The organism is Mariprofundus erugo (genome assembly GCF_005818865.1).
GTDB lineage: Bacteria > Pseudomonadota > Zetaproteobacteria > Mariprofundales > Mariprofundaceae > Mariprofundus > Mariprofundus erugo.
This window is the reverse complement of record NZ_VBRY01000003.1, coordinates 108,129-126,713: the sequence shown is the minus strand read 5'-3', so window position 1 is coordinate 126,713 and position 18,585 is coordinate 108,129. Positions and strand designations below refer to the sequence as shown.

The following is an 18,585-nucleotide window of genomic DNA, read 5'->3' as shown; positions in this document are numbered from 1 at the left end:
TGTCATAAAAAATGGCAGCGCTTTTGGTCAGCGTTGCACCAGCTCGCTGTAGCGATGACTCAGCACACAAAGATCGCTCCAGCTCTTCTGCTTCTGCTGAGGTGAACGCAAAAGGTAGGCAGGATGATAGGTCACCAGCGTCGGTATGCCCTGAAAAGCATGCCAGCGACCACGCAGTGATCCCAGCGGCGCATCGGTCTGCAATACGGTTTGTGCGGCCACCCGCCCGAGCAGGCAAATCAGCTTCGGCTGCAGAGCATCCAGCTGCTGTTCAAACCAGAGCTGACAGGCCTGCACCTCATCCGGCCTCGGATCCCGGTTATTCGGGGGCCTGCATTTGACCACATTCATGATATAGACCGCATCACGATCCAGCCCCATCGACACCAGCATACGATCAAGCAACTGGCCGGCCCGCCCGACAAACGGCTCGCCCTGCAAATCCTCATCACGCCCCGGCGCTTCACCGATAAACAGGATATCGGCCGCCGGATTACCCACGCCGAACACAACCTGCGTCCGCGTTTCAGCCAGCGCACAAAGGCGACAGCCGGATGCAGAAACAGCGATTTCATCGAGTGTCTTGAAGACGACGGGGGCGACGGCCTCGGCAACACCGCCGCTGACCGATGGCGGGGAGGCAGCGCATACGGGCGCGGCTACAGAGGGGCGTGATGCCACGACTTCGGAACGGGGGGAAGGTGAAGGCAGAGCTGGCTGAGCTGAGACAGCTTTGCCGGGCTCCGGTATCAATGAGGGTGTAAAAGAAAGAAGGGAAACCGGCGTTTGCACGCCGATTTCCCTCAAATATGTTTCAACAAACAGCTTGTGGTCAGGCAATGCTCAACCGAGCAGTGAATCGACGTTGGCCGCAGCACCCAGATAAACCGGTACACGCTGATGCAGCGCTTCCGGCTCGATATCAAGCACATGGATGCCATTGCTCATCGACTTGCCACCAGCCTGCTCCATCACAAAGCCCATCGGAATCGCCTCATACAACAGGCGAAGCTTACCGGTGGTGTTTTTGTTATCAGCAGGATAAAGGAATACGCCACCCTTGAGCAACGTACGGTGCATATCGGCAACCATAGCGCCAACGTAACGCATGCCGAGACCGGTCTCGTCCTTCATGCGATCGAGGTTGTCGCCCATGCCATCAAGCCAGCTGCTCTTGTTCGCCTCATTGACCGAGTAGTAACCACCCTTGGCCGGAATGCGAATATTGGCGTGGCTGAGCTCGAAACGGGCAGCCGACGGGTTGAATGTATAACCGTGCACACCATCACCGACAGAGCAAACCAGCATCGTAGCCGGACCGTAAAGCACATAACCTGCAGCAATCACGTTGCGGCCGGACTGCAGCGTATCGGAAACATGCGGATAGTCGCTGTTGGCGGTCTTGCGCCTGACAACGGAGAAGATGGTACCGACAGGGCCATCCACATCCAGATTGGAAGAACCATCCAGCGGATCCACCAGCACTACATAATCGGCATGAGCATACTCATCAATCACCAGCAGCTCTTCCTGCTCCTCGGAACCGACCGCGCAAACAAAACCGGTTGAACGCATCTCTTCCAGAAAAATCTCATCGGAGAGCACGTCCAGCTTCTGCTGCTGCTCACCCTGCACATTCTCACTGCCCGCACCGCCAAGCACACCGCGGAATACAGCCCCGCGCAGTACGGCTGCGATTTCAATCGCCGCACGCCCCACACCCTGGATAATCGGCATCATGGCAACGCCATTTGCTCCCTGTTTGGCGATGCTGTTCAATGTAGTTGGCATATCCCTCTCCCTGAATCCGCGTGCGGATAAAATCAAAAGCCGGCTGATGCTAACAATAAAGCAGCCAAATACAAAACCCCGGCTGGATGACGACGTGCTTCGCCCCTATCATCTGCAACAGGAAGGAGCTGCGTCATGTCCCGTCATGCCCGACACTGGAAACACACACCCATCGCCAACCCGCTGCGAGCCAGACTCAATCGCTGGCTGTTCGATCTCTCATCAAAGGCAGGGCGGCGCACCAATGCCACCCTGATGATCATCATTATTGCCAGCGTCATCATCGGCATGTTCGCCACAGTCGGCCACCTTGAAGCACGCTGGAAAGCCCTGTTCTACACGGTCGAAATCGGCATCATCACACTGTTTATCATCGAATACATCGCCCGGCTGCTGACCGCCCGGCGACCACTGGCATATGCGCTGAGCTTTTACGGGCTGGTGGACCTCGCCACCCTGCTACCGCTGCTGATACTGGGCGATGCCAATACCGCCATCCGCCTGCTCAGGGTATTCCGCCTGCTCAAGCTGATACGCTACCTGCGTGCCCTGCAGCTGTTCATCGCTTCACTCAGGGATGTATTTGAAATCATGGCCGTCGTCATATCAGCAATCTCAATCATTGTTCTGGTCGCCGGCAACCTGATTTACCTGCTCGAGCCCGAGAATATCACCAATGCATTTGAAGGTTGCTGGTGGTCGCTGGTGACCATGACCACCGTCGGCTACGGCGATATCGTACCGCACAGTGCTGCAGGCCGGATCCTGGCCTCGGTCCTGATCATGATCGGCATTTCAACCTTTGCCATGCTGACCGGCGTCATCTCCGTCAAAATCAGCCATTCACTCGCCTATCAGCGCAGCTGCCCCGCATGCGCCCGCATGATCGCCCAGGAATTCAGCTATTGTCCCTATTGCGCCACGGCACAGCATCCACCACGGCAACGTGATGACCCTGATCACACACCACCATCATAGTGATGAGGGTCAGTCGGCCAGAGCCGCCAGCAAGCGCCGGTGAATACCGTCAAAGCCGCCATTGGAAAGAATCAACACATCATCGCCACTGCGGGCCTGCTCTTGCACACAGGCAATGATGGCGGCCGCATCCGGCAGGAGTGCTGCATGCTCCCCAATCTCCCGGCATACCAGGCCTGCATCCAGCACCTCTTCAGGCCTGAGGTTACGGGCCGAGGCCGGCACAAACAGCACCCTGTCTGCTGCCGCAAAGCAGGAGGAGAGGGTTTGCTGGTGAATACGGGTGCGCATGGTATTGGAGCGCGGCTCAACCACGACCCATAAGCGCCCGCCACTTTTCATTGCTGCATGCGCTGCCGCGACAATCCCGCGTATGGCCGTCGGGTGATGGGCAAAATCATCAAAAACCCGAATACCCCGCGCCTCCCCCACCAGTGACATGCGCCGGCGAATGCCACCAAAGGAGGCAAAGGCCCCGGCAATCTGATCCACCGGCACTCCGAAACGACTGGCTACAGCAGCAACGGCACAGGCATTGGCGATCTGGTGCACACCGATCATCCGCCACGACACCTCCATGACGACCTCACCCAGATGATAGAGGCGGAAGGCAGAGCCATCGTCACTCAACGGCTGCCACTGCCAGGCAGCATCGCGCCCGCCTCCATATCGGGCAAAACGCTCGACATGACTCCAGCAGCCTCTTTCCAGCACCTGCGCAAGGTTGTCATCATCGCCATTGACCATGATACAACCGGAGGCCGGCACCGTACGAACCAGATGGTGAAACTGGGTCTTGATTGCGGCCAGGTCGGGAAAAATATCGGCATGATCATATTCGAGGTTATTCAGAATCAGCGTACGGGCATGGTAATGGAGAAACTTGCTGCGCTTGTCAAAAAAGGCGGTGTCATACTCATCGCCCTCAAGAATAAAATGACTGCCGCTGCCCAGCCGGGCACCACTGCCAAAATCCTCCGGCATACCGCCAATCATAAAGCCGGGAGCAAGGCCGGCGCGGTCCAGCACCCATGCCAGCAGACTGGAGGTCGTGGTCTTGCCATGTGTACCGGCAACCACCACGGCATGACGACCCGGCAGAATATGATCACCGACAAACTGGGCACCGGATGTGTAATCCAGCCCTTCATCCAGCAGCTTCTCGACCTCGACATTGCCGCGCGACAGCGCGTTGCCGACCACAACGAGGTCCGGGGCCGGCTGCAGATTCGCAGCATCAAACGGAGCAATCGCAACCCCCTGGGCGGCCAGATAGTCGGACATGGGCGGGTACACCCCCTCATCAGCACCGGAAACCACCCACCCCTTTTCACGGGCCAGCGTCGCAATGGCGGCCATGGCCGTACCGCAAACACCGAGAATATGCAGCTTCCTGTTCATAACCACTCCGGGATTCATACCCATAAATATTCACCTGAACATCCCGTCCGGACGCGCCCAACCGGAATCCCCGGGATTAAGGGGCCACTGAAAACCCCGGCGTTCAGCAGGCCCGCCATCATAACGCCTTTATCAGCAATGGACAGGATAGCCCTGACACAAAATAGCAGAGTCACTGCAGAAATCAAAACCGGTGGCCGCAGAGCTGCGCGCCGCCAGCTCCCCCAATGCGCACGCCACACCGTCCGATTGTCGAATCGACAGCAGCTATGCATGATACGGCCATGAGCCGCAAAGTATTGCCCCACATCTGCATTGAAACAGCCCCATCTCCGACGGCAACCGTGATATGGCTGCACGGCCTTGGTGCCGACGGCCATGATTTTGAGCCGATTGTCCCGCAGCTGGGACTCCCGCAGACAACAGCCATACGCTTCATTTTTCCTCACGCCCCCGCCATGCCGGTCTCGATCAATGGCGGTTACATCATGCCTGCCTGGTATGATATCCGGAAAAACGACCTGGGCATCGCCCATGACGAAGCCGGCATCACGGCCTCCGCCGACAGCATCGCCATGCTGATCGAACAGGAGAATATGCGTGGCATCCCAAACTCGCGCATCATACTCGCCGGCTTTTCGCAGGGCGCAGCCATGGCACTGCATGCAGGATTGCGTCAGACAGCACCACTGGCCGGCATCATCGCCCTTTCCGGCTATCTGCTGCTACCTGAAAAGAGTCATCAGTTCACCGCAGAGTCCCGCACCACCCCGCTGTTCATCGGCCATGGCGTGGATGATCCGGTCGTCCCGTTCGCACTTGGCGATACAACGGCAAGAAAGATCCGCGCTGCCGGCTACCGGCTGGACTGGCACAGCTACCCGATGGAGCACTCGGTGTGCATGGAGGAGATCCGGCACATCGGCCAATGGATCACCGCCCGGCTGTCACCGCTGAAGCAGTAAACCACCGCAAACAGCTCCGCCTGATCCGGAAAGGCTGCACCGATGATCATCCGGACAGCGACGTGAGCATACCTGCAAACAAGCCGCCCGCCCGACAGGGCAAAGCCACCCGGCCTGCATTAGTATCCCCGCTCAGCCATGGCCCTTACCAGTACCGCAAGCAGACGATTCACCGGTGCCGCCAGCCCGAGGCGCTCGGCCTCCCCGGCCACATATCCGTTGATATAATCAACCTCCACCGGACGGCCCGCCTCGATATCCTGCCACATACTGGTTTTCACCGGCCCCATCGCAGCAGTGATGGCAACATGCCCGGCAATATCCGTCTCTGTCAGAGCCACCCCGCTGGCACAAGCCACCGCAACAGTCTCCTGCATCGCCAGCTCGGCCATTTCCCGCAGCGCCGGATCCGCCACGATCTCACCGGCATAGCGACGGGTGATGGCCGTCATGGCATTGAAACCGCAGTTCCACAACAGCTTTCGCCACAGCATCACAACAGGATCTTCCTCTATCCGGGCGGGTATCCCCGCCTGCTGTAATGTCGCCACCAGCTGCTGCAAGCGGCCCGCATCAACCTCTGCTGACCATGCTCCCAGTCGCACGCCGCCGGCAGCCGAATGAATCACATGCCCCGGCGCCTCCAGCCGGGCACCGATAAAGGCCGTTCCTGCGACCACCGGATACCCGTAAAAAGCATCCGCAAGCATCGCCGGCGCCTGCACTCCGTTTTGCAGTGTCACCAGCAGCGTCCCGGCTGCAAGCCGGCCACGCAGTTGCTCGATCAGCGACGGCAGCCCTGTCATCTTGCAGGTAAAAAACACCACATCGCAAGCGGCCAGCACGTCGACATCATCACTCGCACACATTTGCACACGCAGCGTGTGCCCCTCCGACTCATGCAGCAGTCCGTCACGCTGCATAGCCAGCAAGTGCGCGCCTCTGGCCAGCAGCACCACACTCGCTCCCGCCTGCGCCAGCTTGCTGCCATAGTGGCAACCAACCGCACCTGCACCGGCAAAGCCCATTTTCATTTCATCCCCCCCATGACCGCACGCACGTCAGACGCTATGATTTGCCGCCAGTTTCGGCTGTTGCTGATCATGAATCAAACTCAACGGGGTGCACAATGTCAAAAGAGGATCTACGCAGAGATGCGTTCGAATACCATCGCTCACCAAAACCGGGGAAAATATCCGTCCACCCCAGTAAACCATGCCTGACCCAGCGCGACCTGGCGCTGGCCTACACCCCCGGCGTTGCCGAGCCATGTCTGGCAATTGCCGAAAATCCCGACCTGGCTGATGAATTCACCTCTCGCGCCAACCTCGTTGGTGTGATCACCAATGGCACGGCCGTACTCGGCCTCGGCAATATCGGTGCCCTGGCCGGCAAGCCGGTGATGGAGGGCAAGGGCGTACTGTTCAAGCGCTTTGCCGATATCGATGTATTTGATATCGAACTGAACGAAAATGATCCGATGGCATTTGTCGACACCGTCGCCCGCATGGAGCCGACATTCGGTGGCATCAACCTTGAAGACATCAAGGCCCCGGAGTGCTTTGTCATCGAGGAAGAGCTGAAGAAGCGCATGAACATCCCCGTGCTGCATGATGATCAGCATGGCACCGCCGTCATTATGGCCGCAGCGTTCCTTAATGCCCTGATCCTGCAGAAAAAACAGATTGAGGATGTCACCATTGTCTGCCTCGGCGCCGGCGCCGCCGGTTTTGCCTGCATGAAGCTGATCGAGCAGCTGGGCGTCAAACATGACAACATCCTTTTCCTCGACCGCAAGGGCGTGATCAGCAAGGACCGCGATGAGGAGATGCCTCCGCACAAGGCCTATTTCGCCACATCAAGGCCTGAGCGCACACTGGCAGAGGCGATGAAAGGAGCGGACGTATTTGTCGGCCTTTCAGAAGGCAATTGCGTCACCGCAGAGATGCTCAAGTCGATGGCCCCTCGTCCGATCGTGTTTGCCATGGCCAACCCGACCCCCGAAATCGGCTACGATCTTGCCATGTCCACCCGCAATGATCTGATCATGGCAACAGGACGTTCTGATCACCCGAACCAGGTCAACAATGTACTGGGCTTCCCCTTCCTGTTCCGTGGTGCACTCGATGTACGGGCCACCTCGTTCAATGAAGAGATGAAGGTTGCGGCTGTTCATGCCCTCGCCAGACTGGCCCGCGAGGATGTGCCTCAGTCGGTATTGAAGGCCTACGGCGCAACCGAGCTGCGTTTCGGCCCGACCTACATCCTGCCAAAGCCGTTCGACCCGCGCCTGATCGAGGTAGTGCCACTGGCTGTTGCCAAAGCAGCAACGGAAACAGGTGTCGCCCGCAAGCCACTGATAGATGCAAAAGCCTATGCCCAGGAACTGGTCGGCCGCATTGACAGCTCCCGCCTGTTCATGCGCATCATCTCTGACAAGGCGAAAAGTCGTCCAACCCGTCTCGTGCTGCCCGAAGGCGAAGACGAGACCATCATCCGTGCCGCGATTGAAATGAAGGAAGCCGGCATTGCCGAGCCGATGCTGATCGGTCGCAAGAGCGTGATCGAGCAGATCTGCGAACATGGCAAGCTGGAAACAGGTAATATTGAAATTGTCGATCCGACGGTCGACAACTCCCGCTTTGCCAGCCTCTCCGACGCCTACTATTTTGACCGTAAGCGCCATGGCGTTCTGCGCAGTGATGCCGCCACAACCCTGCGCAATGACATGAATCTGCTGGGCGCCATGCTGGTCAGACAGGGTTTTGCCGACACCATGCTTTCCGGCCGCACTGCGCACTACCCGAATGTACTGCGTCCGCTGCTGAAAGTGCTCGGCCACGACAACACCGGTCGCCATCACCAGGTCTTCGGCATGTATATCATGGTCATGGAGAAGGGCGTCTACTTCCTCACTGACTGCACGGTAAATGTGGAAATGAATGCAGGGCAACTGGCGCAGCTGGCGGAACTGGCCGCTGACACCGCCACCTCACTGGGCTGTCCGGCCCGCGTTGGCATGCTCTCTTTCTCCAACTTCGGCAGCGTCGATCACCCGGAAACCCGCAAGGTTGCCGAGGCAACCCGCCTGCTGCACGAGCGCCGCCCGGATCTGGTTGTCGATGGTGAAATGCAGGCAGATACCGCCGTCAATGATGTGATTCTGAAACAATACCCGTTCAGCAAACTGAAAGAACCGGCCAACGTACTCGTTTTCCCGACCATGCAGGCAGGCAACATCGCTTACAAACTGCTGCGTGAACTGGGGGGCGGCACGGCTATCGGACCGATTCTGCTCGGACTGCCTCAGCAGGCCCATGTGCTGCAGACCGGGGCAAGCGTGGATGACATCGTCAATATGGCAGCCATTGCTGCAGCAAGAGCCGCCGACAAATAAACAGAGCGATGGCGGCCGGAAGGCTTTACGCCTCTGGCCGCCATACTCCCCTCGCCACAAAACACATCAGGATTCGCATATCAAATGCCGGCTCAGCAACATGCGTCGCCGTGAGCAAACAAGGCCCACAGCTGCCGACAAACGCGCAGCTCATTCAATATCGGAATAAAACATGAGATACTGATTGATTGCCGCGCATGGCAAACATCAGTCCGCAAAAGATCTATTACATAGCCTGCAAATCAGATTGTTGTACGAGGCAAGCTCAGCAGATCGGCTGATTATCCCCTGCGCAGGAAGGTGCGGGGATCAACCAGTTTGCCGTCACGGCGCACCTCATAATGAATATGCGGACCTGTGGAGTGGCCGGTTGAACCCACCAGTCCCAGCTTCTGCTTCTCTTCCACCACATCGCCAATTTTAACACTGACACTGCTCATGTGGGCATAACGGGTCTTGTAACCATAGCCATGCTCAAGATCGACCACATATCCGAAATCTTCCATTTTACCGGCAAAGCTGACCACACCACGACTGCTGGCCAGCACCGGAGCTCCGGGGCGGTTGGCAATATCAACACCATAATGCATCGCCTGAGCACCGGTAAACGGATCGATACGAGGACCGAAACGGGAGCTGATCCAGCCGCCGGTTGTAGGCCACGCATGCGGGCGGGCATGCAGCTGGCTGCGCTTGCTCTCCAGCATATAGTCCAGTGCCGTCAGCTGCACATCCACCTGATGCAGGTGATCATCCACCTGGGCCATACCCTGCTGGGCAATGGCATCATCCACCGGCATACCCGGCTTCACATCCCGGAGGCCGCCAACTGCAGGCTCAAAGCCAAAATCAAATTCGGACTTGTCGAGAGCGGCCACATCAACCAGACGGGAGCCCAGTGCATCAAGACGGGTCATTCTTGCCTGCAGCTGTCCCAGCGTGCGGGCATACACCATCGATTTTTCCTGCTCAGCCTTCAGCTGCGCCCTGAGTGAAGCAACATCCAGCTCCTGCTGAGCACGCTCGGCACTCATCAGGTTACTGCGCTTTTCCAGCTCCAGAGCCAGCTGCGCACTCTGCCAGGTGCCATAGGCACCCCAAATACCGAAACCGGCCAGTACGGACAAAGCCACCACAAAACCGGTTACCACACTGCGTCCAACCACAAACGCGATCAAACGACCGGATGTGGATGCGGACACCATCATCTGCTTACTCACGTTCAATATCTCCACCTCCACACCGGCTTGATCGGCACGCTTACAAAGCTTGATAGGCACCGTCAGTGGCGGATATCACATATCAAACACCTGCCCGATTGACGGACTGATTCAGGCCCCTAGCCTTGCACCATGCCAATCCATTCCGATCAAACCAACGGCGTCTCCATTCGCCGCCACTGCATGCAGTCACTACTTCGTTCGGCCATCTGCGGCGAACCATCGGACTGCCTGGGAGTACTTGCAGGCAGCGACAATATCATGGATACAACTATTGATGTCACGAAAAACCTGAGTCACAGCGCGCCTTCCACACACTCATTCACGTCTGACATGAACCGCCAACTGGACATGAAAGGCGTGAGGCCGATGGGAATATACCACCATCAGAAAGCGGATCGCGCCCCGATCGAAGCATTGAAAGCGTTGTACCGTTCAGCATTTGCAGAGGAACCGGCACTGCTGCTGATATTGGATGATGATCATAAGGGCCGCATCGATGCGCACCTTTATGCCGGCAGCGATCATCACCGGCGCATCAACCTTGACATGATCGAGGATGGCCCTCTGTACCCTGCTGTCATGACGCGCTAAGCTACCGCGCATGCGCATTTGCCACATCGGATTAAACCATAAAACAGCCCCCGTTGAACTGCGGGAACGTCTGGCTGTACCTGAAAGCGAAATTGCTGACATCCTTCAGCAATGCGTAGAGGAACCGGCAATCCGTGAGGCATCCCTGCTCTCTACCTGCAACCGGGTTGAAATGACCGTGGTTACTCATGACCCTGATGCCGCCATTGCCACGGTGCATGAGTGGTTCGCACACAAGGCCGGCATGGATATGACTCTGGTCAGCGAGCACCTCTACTCCCATACAGCCGAAGCTGCTGTCCGCCATCTGTTTGCAGTGGCATCCGGCCTCGATTCACTGGTACTGGGCGAGCCACAGATTCTCGGTCAGGTTAAAACCTCTTACGAACACGCACTCGCCGCCGGTACAGCAGGTCATGTACTGCACCGCCTGTATCAGTCCACCTTTGCTGCCGCAAAACGCGCCCGCAGCGAAACGGAAATCGGCAAACAGGCAGTGAATATCTCCTCCTGTGCAGTCGAGCTTGCCCGCCACATCTTCGGCGACCTTGGCGGCAAAACCGTACTGTTGATCGGCGCCGGTGAAATGGCAGAGCTTGCCGCCCGCCATCTGCGCGCCAACGGATGCTCGGATATTCTGGTGGCCAACCGCACCCTGGCCAGAGCAGAGAAGCTTGCCGTGGAATTCAACGGCCATGCCCTGACCATGGAGCAGCTGCCTGAATACCTTGATGCCGCCGACATCGTACTATCGAGCACCGGTGCCACCACATTTGTACTGCTGCCGGATATTGTCGGCAGCGCCATGAAAAAGCGCCGCAACCGTCCGATGTTCCTGGTTGATATTGCCGTACCGCGCGATATTGATCCGCGCATCGCCGAGATCGATGGCGTCTACCTTTATGACATCGATGACCTGCAGCAGGTCGTACAGGGCAATGTGGAACATCGTCAGCAGGAAGCCGAGCAGGCGCGTAAAATCCTCGCTGAAGAGGAAGCGGCCTTCTTCGGCTGGCTGAAGTCCCTGGAAACCATCCCATTGATCCGCTCCATTCAGCAACAACAGGAGCAGCGGCGCGTCGAAGAACTGGAGAAAGCACTGCGCTACATGAAGGACTTCGAGCCGGCGCAGCTGGAGGCCGTAGAGCGATTCAGCAAGGCGCTGATGAAACGCTATCTGCACCCGACCCTGCAAACGTTAAAGACATTGCCGGATGATATTGAGGGCGACCTTTTGATGGGGGCGGCCACCCGCCTGTTCGGACTCGACAGCCCCGCCACCCGGCACCTGCATGCCGTTCCGGCAGCAAAAGGAAAAAATGAACGCTCGCCTGGATAATATCCTGCATCGACGGGAAGAGATTGCCGTCATGCTCGCTGATCCTGACATCACCTCCGACAACAAACGCTACACAGCTCTCTCACGTGAGTTTGCTGAAATTGAGCCTGTTGCCACAGAGGCCCGTCACTATCTCGACCTGCAACAGCAACTGGCCGACAACAGGGAGCTGATTGCCGACCCCGAATGCGATGCCGAACTCCGGGCCATGGCGGAGGCCGAGGTCAATGAGCTCAAACAGGCCATCACGGACAGTGATGAGCGCATTGCCCTGCTGCTGCTGCCGAAAGATCCGAATGATACCCGCGACATTATTCTCGAAATCCGCGCAGGCACCGGCGGTGATGAGGCGGCCCTGTTTGCGGCCGATCTGTTCCGCATGTACTGCCGTTACAGTGAAACACTGGGCTACAAGGTAGAGATTCTTTCCGCCAACGACACCGGCATCGGCGGCTATAAGGAAATCATCGCCCAGATTACCGGCAATGGCGTCTTTTCGCGCTTCAAGTTCGAGTCCGGCACCCACCGTGTGCAACGCGTACCGGAAACCGAATCCGGCGGTCGCATCCACACCTCGGCCTGTACCGTCGCGATTCTGCCGGTTGCCGAGGAGGTTGAGGTCAACATTCGCAGTGAAGACCTGCGCATCGACGTATACCGCGCCTCCGGCGCCGGCGGCCAGCATGTCAACAAAACCGAGTCAGCCGTTCGCATCACCCATATTCCGACCGGCATGGTGGTCACCTGTCAGGACCAGTCCAGCCAGCATAAGAACAAGGCTCAGGCCATGAAAGTGCTGCAGGCACGACTGTTCGACAAAGAGCAGTCGGAAGCCAATGCCGAGCGTGCCGAAGCACGCAAGGGCATGGTCGGATCGGGAGACCGCTCCGAACGCATCCGCACCTACAATTTCCCGCAGGGACGCATCACCGATCACCGCATCAACCTGACCCTCTACCGTCTTGAGCAAATTCTTGGTGGCGATATGGGAGAGCTCGTCGACTCACTGCTGACCCACCATCAGGCCGAACTTCTCGCCAGCCGGCGAGACTAATCCCGGCCAGCGTGACTGTACGCGACATACTGCACCTGGCTGCGACACGCCTGGCAAATGCCGGCTGTGATACGCCCCGCCTGGATGCCGAACTACTGCTGATGCATGTCTGGCATGCCAGCCGCACCGAGTTATTCACGCGCGCCTATGAGCCCCTGGCCAGTGATATTCAGGATACATTTGAGCAATTAATCAGTCGCCGCGCCAGGCGCGAACCCCTTGCCTATATCACTGGAGAGAGAGAGTTCTGGTCGCGCCCGTTCCGGGTTACCCCCGATGTTCTGATTCCCCGCCCTGAAACAGAACATATGATTGAAGCCGTACTCAGCCGCTTTCCCGATCGCCATGGCCACTACCGCTTTTGCGATATCGGCACCGGTTCCGGCTGCATTGCCATTACACTGGCGGCTGAATACCCGCATGCCAGCGTGGTTGCCACGGACATTTCAGCCAGCGCGCTGAACGTCGCCCGCGACAATGCTGAAAGACTGGGAACAGCTGCCCGCATGAGTTTTCGTTGCGCGGATATGTTGATGGCCCTGCATCGGGGCGAGGATGGTCCGTTTGATGCCATCCTCTCCAACCCGCCCTATGTTACAGCGGCCGAAATGGACGGGCTTGAACCGGAGCTGGATGCAGAACCACGTCACGCCCTGACCGATGAGCATGACGGACTCACTTTTCTGACCACCATTGTCAATGAAGCGCCGGCATGGCTGACTGAAACAGGCTATATCATGGTTGAAACCGGCCCGTGTGGACTGCCCTCCCTGCCACCCGTTCTAACCCTGGATGAGGAGGTACGGGATCTGGCCGGCCATTTACGCGGCGCTGTCTACCAGCGAAACTGAAGGATGGCGGAGAGACAACAGCCCTGAGAGCACAAAAAAGCCCCGCCTGACGGCGGGGCTTTTTTTCAAATCTTTTAAATGGTTAGAAGTTAACCAAGGCGGACATTGCTCTTACCCGCCTTCTTCAGCAGTCGGCAGGACTCTTTCATCTCATCCAGCACCGCGTTCAAACCATCCGCAAGGGGCGCATCCATGCCGGCATGATCCTCGATCACCTTCTGCAACAGCTGCTTGGCCTCTTTGACGTGAACATAAGAGCCTTTCTGGCGCTGATCGCGCTCCAGACCGTCAAGCGCATGAATGATACGGGTCTTGAGCAAGGTCGCGTGAAATGGCTTGAGGATATAGTCATCCGCACCTGCGTTCACATAGGCCGCAATTTCGGCAAGATTATCACTACCTGAAATCATGATAATCTTTGTATTTTCAAGTTTGGGGTCAGCCCTGAAGGAGCGGAGCAACTCTCTGGTATCCGAGCCCGGAATATTAATATCCAGAAGAATGAGCTCAGGACTGTGCAAGGAAAGCAGGCTTTCAACGTCCTCGGCACTCTTTGCTTCAAGTGCTTCCATACCAAAACCACGAATCAATTGGCCCAGAATAATCTGGATCATCATATCATCATCAACAACAAGTACTTGTGGGGTCTTTTTCAAAGCAGGGCTCCTCAATCAGAGAGTAAGCTTGAGATAGTATGTAAAACAGTCACACTTTCAAGCGCCATCACAATCAGGTTCGCGGGTGCAACTGTTCCAGATGTGCACTCAATGCTGCAGCTCCGGCATTAAATGCAGACCTTAGCCTGACAACATAAGCAGACATAGCCGCAGCATCGAGGGATGCGCCTGCAGCCTCTATTTCCAGACACAAGGCAACGATCTGCTTCATCCCCAGTGCACCGGAACCACCTTTGATGGTATGCACCCGACTCAGAAATGCAGTCTGGTCACCCTCTCCGGCCATAAGCTCCAGCCGCTGCAAATGTTCCTGTGCTCCGGTCTCAAATGAAGTCAGCAGATTCCAGCGCTTTTCCGGCATGCGAATCATGCCCAAAAGTCCATCGAGTATCACAAGATCAAGTTCGGAACCGGTATCGTGCATCATTATCCTCCTGAATCGGTCCACAACTCTAGGGAAACACTGGTTGATTGCTATCCCGACATTCATCAGCCACAACAACCGCCGGCGGGCACAAAAAAGTTCATCGCGGATTAGCCGGAAAGCAGCCATTTAAGTAAGCCCCCAGCCAGTTAAATGCCTGCCATTGTTTGGACCGCTTTTTGTAGTTGCCAAGGAATATTCAATTCGTAGAGGGTGCAACACGTACGCATAGTTGGCTCAATCCATAACTAGCAACTACAGAACTGACCCCATTGTTTCAGAACTGACCCCATTGTTTGTTTCGAAAATAAATCTGCTAATCCGAGGAAGCCAATGGGTCGCCTTTCTTCTTTTGTGCGACAGGAGGTGTCTCAATCAGCGACAGAATTGGACAACCACAGCATTGTATCTATGCTTAAGTTGTCTGTCTGGAGGGGTTAATGAGCAACAAGAAAGAAGCCGAACGCGCCGAACTACATAAAACGATTTGGCGTATCGCCAATGATTTGCGCGGCAGCGTGGATGGTTGGGATTTTAAAAGTTATGTGCTCGGGATGCTGTTCTACCGCTTCATCTCGGAAAACCTCACGACCTATCTGAATGAGCAGGAGCGCAAAGCGGGCGACCCTGACTTTGATTACGCCAAGTTGAGCGATGAAGATGCTGAGTTCGGACGCAAGGAAACGGTGCGCGAAAAAGGCTTTTACATCCTGCCATCCGATCTGTTTGCCAATGTGCGCCAAAAAGCACGGCACGATGCCAACCTCAATGAAACCCTGAGCCGGGTATTCAAGGATATCGAAGGCTCAGCCGTTGGCTCCGATAGTGAAGATGATATCAAGGGCTTGTTTGACGACCTGGATGTGAACAGCAACAAACTGGGGCAAAGTGTCGCCAAGCGAAATGAGCAACTGGTCAAACTGCTGAACAGTATCGGTGAACTGAACTTTGGCTCTTTTGCGGACAACACCATTGATGCCTTTGGTGATGCCTACGAGTACCTGATGGCAATGTATGCCTCCAGCGCTGGCAAGTCCGGTGGCGAGTTCTATACGCCGCAGGAAGTCTCTGAATTGCTTGCCCGTATCACGGTGATTGGTAAAACCGAGGTCAACAAGGTGTATGACCCGGCCTGCGGCTCCGGCTCGCTGCTGCTCAAGTTCGCCAAGGTGCTCGGCCCGGACCGCGTGCGTCAGGGCTTCTTCGGGCAGGAGATTAACCTCACCACCTTCAACCTCTGCCGTATCAATATGTTCCTTCACGATATCAACTACGAGAAGTTTGATATTGCGCACGGCGATACGCTGACCGACCCGGCGCACTGGGATGATGAGCCGTTTGAAGCCATCGTTTCCAATCCGCCGTACTCGATTAAATGGGATGGTGATGCCAACCCGCTACTGATTAACGACCCGCGCTTTGCGCCAGCCGGTGTGCTTGCTCCCAAGAGCAAGGCGGACCTGGCCTTTACCCTTCATATGCTTCATTGGCTGGCGGTGGATGGTACTGCGGCAATCGTTGAGTTCCCCGGTGTGCTCTATCGTGGGGGCGCAGAAGGTAAAATCCGCAAGTACCTCATTGATAACAACTACGTTGATGCCGTTATCCAACTGCCATCGGACCTCTTTTTCGGCACCACCATTGGCACCTGTATCATCGTGCTCAAGAAGTCCAAACAGGATAACAAGACCCTGTTCATTGATGCCTCGGCTGAGTTCACGCGCAGCGGCAACAAGAACAAACTGACTACAGAGCATCAGAAGAAAATCCTTGATGCCATCATTGCCCGTGAGGATGCCGAGCACTTCGCCAAACTGGTTGATAACAGCGACATTGCTGACAACGCCTACAACATCGCCGTTTCATCGTATGTGGAGCAGGAAGATACCCGCGAAGTGATTAACATCGTGGAGCTCAATGCTGACATTGCTGGCATTGTGGCGCGGCAGGCGGAACTGCGGACACAGATTGATGCCATCGTTGCCGACCTTGACCTGCCTGCCGGCAGGCAGGAGGCACGCAACGTATGAGCCGCATTGATGATTTGATTGCTGAGTTGTGCCCGGACCTGCCTGCCGGCAGGCAGGTGGGGTGGAGTGACCCCGCTGAACTGCCGTGTGAAAACGATAGCTGGTATGCCTATGTTCTGCTCTGTAATGACGGAACCTTGTACAAAGGTTTTACCACCAATCTGAAAGCACGGTATTTAAGGCATCTTTCCGGAGACGGTGCTGCACATACCAGAAAGCATCAACCCCTTTGTGTCTTGTACTACGAAACCTGTGAGAATGAGCAGGACGCAGTTCAACGGGAAAAGTATCTCAAATCCGGCTCTGGTCGTGAGTGGTTAAAGCGAAAAATAAAGGAGACGAGTCATGTCCGGAATTGATCAGCTCCTTAGGCAGTTATGTCCTCAGGGAGTGGAATTAAGAACTGTCGGTGATATTTGCCATATAAATCGTGGTCGAGTTATGTCGAAGGAATATTTGCGTGATAATGCTGGCAATTACCCAGTCTATTCTTCGCAAACTGCTAACGGTGGTGTGTTTGGTCTGATCAATTCTTTTGACTATGATTTTGAGTCGATAACTTGGACTACCGACGGTGCTAATGCGGGGTCTGTTTTTTACCATATCAATGAGAAATACAGCATCACTAACGTATGTGGTTTGCTTAAGGTTAAGGACAATCAATTGACCTCAGCCAAGTTTGTTTATTACATATTGGGAACAGTTGCTAAGAGATACGTTAGTTCAGGTATGGGAAACCCGAAATTAATGAGCAATGCGATGTCAAAAGTCGTTGTCCCCATCCCCCCCCTCGAAGTTCAGCGGGAGATTGTGAAGGTGCTGGACACGTTCACTGAACTGGAGGCTGAACTGGAGGCTGAACTGGAGGCTCGCCAAAAGCAGTATCAATACTACCGCGATGAATTGCTCTCATTCGACCTGCCTGCAGGCAGGCAGGGTGAAGACAGGCCTGCCTGCCGGTCAGGCAGGGAAGATGTCCGGTGGATGACTTTGGGGGAGGTAGCCGGTTTTCGGAGAGGTTCCTTTCCGCAACCATATGGAAATGTTGAGTGGTATGATGGTGAGCAGGCGATGCCATTCGTTCAGGTCGTAGATGTAGGCGAAGATATGCGTCTTGTTGAAGATACAAAGCGAAAAATATCAAAGTTGGCGCAGTTAAAAAGTGTATTTGTACCATCTGGAACAGTTATCGTTACTCTACAAGGCAGCATTGGCCGAGTTGCGATTACTCAATATGACAGTTATGTAGATAGAACTCTCGCGATCTTTGACAAGTACAAAATTGAACTGAACAAAAAATATTTTGCCTATCAAGTCCAAAAAAAGTTTGGCATTGAGAAAGAGACTGCTCGGGGCAGTACAATTAAAACCATCACAAAGGAAGAACTAACAAGTTTTCAAATCCCAATCCCTTCTCTTGATGAGCAGTCTCGCATTGTGGATGTACTTGATAAACTTGATGCTCTTGTGAATGACCTCTCATCCGGCCTTCCCGCTGAAATCAAAGCCCGCCGCCAGCAATATGAGCACTATCGCGACCGTTTGCTGACCTTTGACCTGCCTGCCCTGTCTGCCGACAGGCAGGCGGCAGGCAGGAGGAGGCACGGGTATGAGTGAACAACCCGGCGGCGAGATCATTCTGTTTCAGCGGGGTGATGCGCCAGCGATTGATGTGCGCCTGGATGGCGACACGGTCTGGCTAAGTCAGCAACAACTGGCTGACCTGTTTCAGACTTCGCGCACCAATGTGGTGGAGCATATCGCCAACATCTATGCCGAAGGTGAATTGAGCCAGGAGGCAACTTGTCGGGATTTCCGACAGGTTCGTTTAGAAGTAAACCTGTCCGTATGAAAGTCGTTCTTG

17 protein-coding genes and 1 pseudogene are annotated in these 18,585 nt (G+C 55.8%); 11 read left to right on the top strand and 7 right to left on the bottom strand.

What is annotated here, in order from left to right:
- Positions 1-27: 27 nt before the first annotated feature.
- Both FEF65_RS04120 and FEF65_RS04115 read right to left on the bottom strand, forming a co-directional pair.
- A complete protein-coding gene (locus FEF65_RS04120) occupies positions 28-681 on the bottom strand; it encodes a uracil-DNA glycosylase (RefSeq protein ID WP_238701169.1) in 654 nt (217 codons plus the stop codon).
- A gap of 162 nt (positions 682-843) precedes the next feature.
- On the bottom strand, positions 844-1,791 hold the full coding sequence (locus tag FEF65_RS04115) for a class 1 fructose-bisphosphatase (RefSeq protein WP_138238524.1): 948 nt from the start codon (positions 1,789-1,791) through the stop codon (positions 844-846).
- 135 nt (positions 1,792-1,926) lie between these two features.
- On the opposite strand from FEF65_RS04115, the gene FEF65_RS04110 reads away from it, so the two are divergent.
- Positions 1,927-2,769 (top strand): potassium channel family protein, encoded by an 843-nt coding sequence (locus FEF65_RS04110; protein WP_138238523.1) that lies wholly within the window; start codon positions 1,927-1,929, stop codon positions 2,767-2,769.
- A gap of 9 nt (positions 2,770-2,778) precedes the next feature.
- Here FEF65_RS04110 and mpl read toward each other — a convergent pair whose 3' ends face one another.
- Entirely contained in the window at positions 2,779-4,170 is a 1,392-nt protein-coding gene (gene mpl / locus FEF65_RS04105; RefSeq protein WP_138238522.1) for a UDP-N-acetylmuramate:L-alanyl-gamma-D-glutamyl-meso-diaminopimelate ligase, read from the bottom strand.
- A 284-nt stretch (positions 4,171-4,454) separates the two neighbouring features.
- Here mpl and FEF65_RS04100 point away from each other — a divergent pair, with 284 nt between their 5' ends.
- Positions 4,455-5,135 carry an alpha/beta hydrolase gene (locus FEF65_RS04100; RefSeq protein ID WP_138238521.1) on the top strand — a complete coding sequence of 227 codons (681 nt, stop codon included), beginning with the start codon at positions 4,455-4,457 and terminating at the stop codon, positions 5,133-5,135.
- Between the two features lie 119 nt (positions 5,136-5,254).
- Here FEF65_RS04100 and FEF65_RS04095 read toward each other — a convergent pair whose 3' ends face one another.
- Positions 5,255-6,169, bottom strand: coding sequence for a ketopantoate reductase family protein (locus FEF65_RS04095; protein ID WP_138238520.1), 915 nt, complete (start codon positions 6,167-6,169; stop codon positions 5,255-5,257).
- 95 nt (positions 6,170-6,264) lie between these two features.
- On the opposite strand from FEF65_RS04095, the gene FEF65_RS04090 reads away from it, so the two are divergent.
- Positions 6,265-8,532, top strand: a complete 2,268-nt coding sequence (locus FEF65_RS04090) for an NADP-dependent malic enzyme (RefSeq protein WP_138238519.1) — start codon at positions 6,265-6,267, stop codon at positions 8,530-8,532.
- A 281-nt stretch (positions 8,533-8,813) separates the two neighbouring features.
- On the opposite strand, the gene FEF65_RS04085 is transcribed toward FEF65_RS04090, so the two are convergent.
- Positions 8,814-9,752 carry a M23 family metallopeptidase gene (locus FEF65_RS04085; protein ID WP_238701168.1) on the bottom strand — a complete coding sequence of 313 codons (939 nt, stop codon included), beginning with the start codon at positions 9,750-9,752 and terminating at the stop codon, positions 8,814-8,816.
- 369 nt (positions 9,753-10,121) lie between these two features.
- Here FEF65_RS04085 and FEF65_RS04080 point away from each other — a divergent pair, with 369 nt between their 5' ends.
- Genes FEF65_RS04080 through prmC form a run of 4 tightly spaced genes read left to right on the top strand, consistent with a single transcriptional unit; the run spans position 10,122 to position 13,590 of the window.
- Positions 10,122-10,346, top strand: a complete 225-nt coding sequence (locus tag FEF65_RS04080) for a hypothetical protein (RefSeq protein ID WP_138238518.1) — start codon at positions 10,122-10,124, stop codon at positions 10,344-10,346.
- A 10-nt stretch (positions 10,347-10,356) separates the two neighbouring features.
- Positions 10,357-11,685, top strand: coding sequence for a glutamyl-tRNA reductase (gene hemA, locus FEF65_RS04075; RefSeq protein WP_138238517.1), 1,329 nt, complete (start codon positions 10,357-10,359; stop codon positions 11,683-11,685).
- A complete protein-coding gene (gene prfA / locus FEF65_RS04070; protein WP_138238516.1) occupies positions 11,666-12,739 on the top strand; it encodes a peptide chain release factor 1 in 1,074 nt (357 codons plus the stop codon). Before hemA ends, prfA begins: the two co-directional genes overlap by 20 nt.
- 11 nt (positions 12,740-12,750) lie before the next feature.
- On the top strand, positions 12,751-13,590 hold the full coding sequence (gene prmC, locus FEF65_RS04065) for a peptide chain release factor N(5)-glutamine methyltransferase (RefSeq protein WP_138238515.1): 840 nt from the start codon (positions 12,751-12,753) through the stop codon (positions 13,588-13,590).
- An 89-nt stretch (positions 13,591-13,679) separates the two neighbouring features.
- Here prmC and FEF65_RS04060 read toward each other — a convergent pair whose 3' ends face one another.
- Together FEF65_RS04060 and FEF65_RS04055 are read right to left on the bottom strand one after the other, a co-directional pair.
- Complete coding sequence (locus tag FEF65_RS04060) at positions 13,680-14,246, bottom strand: response regulator (protein WP_138238514.1); 567 nt, start codon at positions 14,244-14,246, stop codon at positions 13,680-13,682.
- Positions 14,247-14,319: 73 nt separating this feature from the next.
- Complete coding sequence (locus FEF65_RS04055; RefSeq protein WP_161595172.1) at positions 14,320-14,691, bottom strand: Hpt domain-containing protein; 372 nt, start codon at positions 14,689-14,691, stop codon at positions 14,320-14,322.
- 440 nt (positions 14,692-15,131) lie between these two features.
- On the opposite strand from FEF65_RS04055, the gene FEF65_RS04050 reads away from it, so the two are divergent.
- From FEF65_RS04050 to FEF65_RS04035, 4 genes and pseudogenes are all read left to right on the top strand, one after another.
- Positions 15,132-16,721 carry a type I restriction-modification system subunit M gene (locus tag FEF65_RS04050; RefSeq protein ID WP_138238512.1) on the top strand — a complete coding sequence of 530 codons (1,590 nt, stop codon included), beginning with the start codon at positions 15,132-15,134 and terminating at the stop codon, positions 16,719-16,721.
- A complete protein-coding gene (locus FEF65_RS04045; RefSeq protein ID WP_138238511.1) occupies positions 16,718-17,080 on the top strand; it encodes a GIY-YIG nuclease family protein in 363 nt (120 codons plus the stop codon). The genes FEF65_RS04050 and FEF65_RS04045 overlap by 4 nt, the downstream gene beginning before the upstream one ends.
- Positions 17,067-18,338, top strand: coding sequence for a restriction endonuclease subunit S (locus FEF65_RS04040; RefSeq protein ID WP_138238510.1), 1,272 nt, complete (start codon positions 17,067-17,069; stop codon positions 18,336-18,338). The genes FEF65_RS04045 and FEF65_RS04040 overlap by 14 nt, the downstream gene beginning before the upstream one ends.
- A pseudogene (locus FEF65_RS04035) lies at positions 18,331-18,555 on the top strand (virulence RhuM family protein); the annotation flags it as partial. The gene FEF65_RS04040 and the pseudogene FEF65_RS04035, both read left to right, overlap by 8 nt.
- Positions 18,556-18,585: the final 30 nt, after the last annotated feature.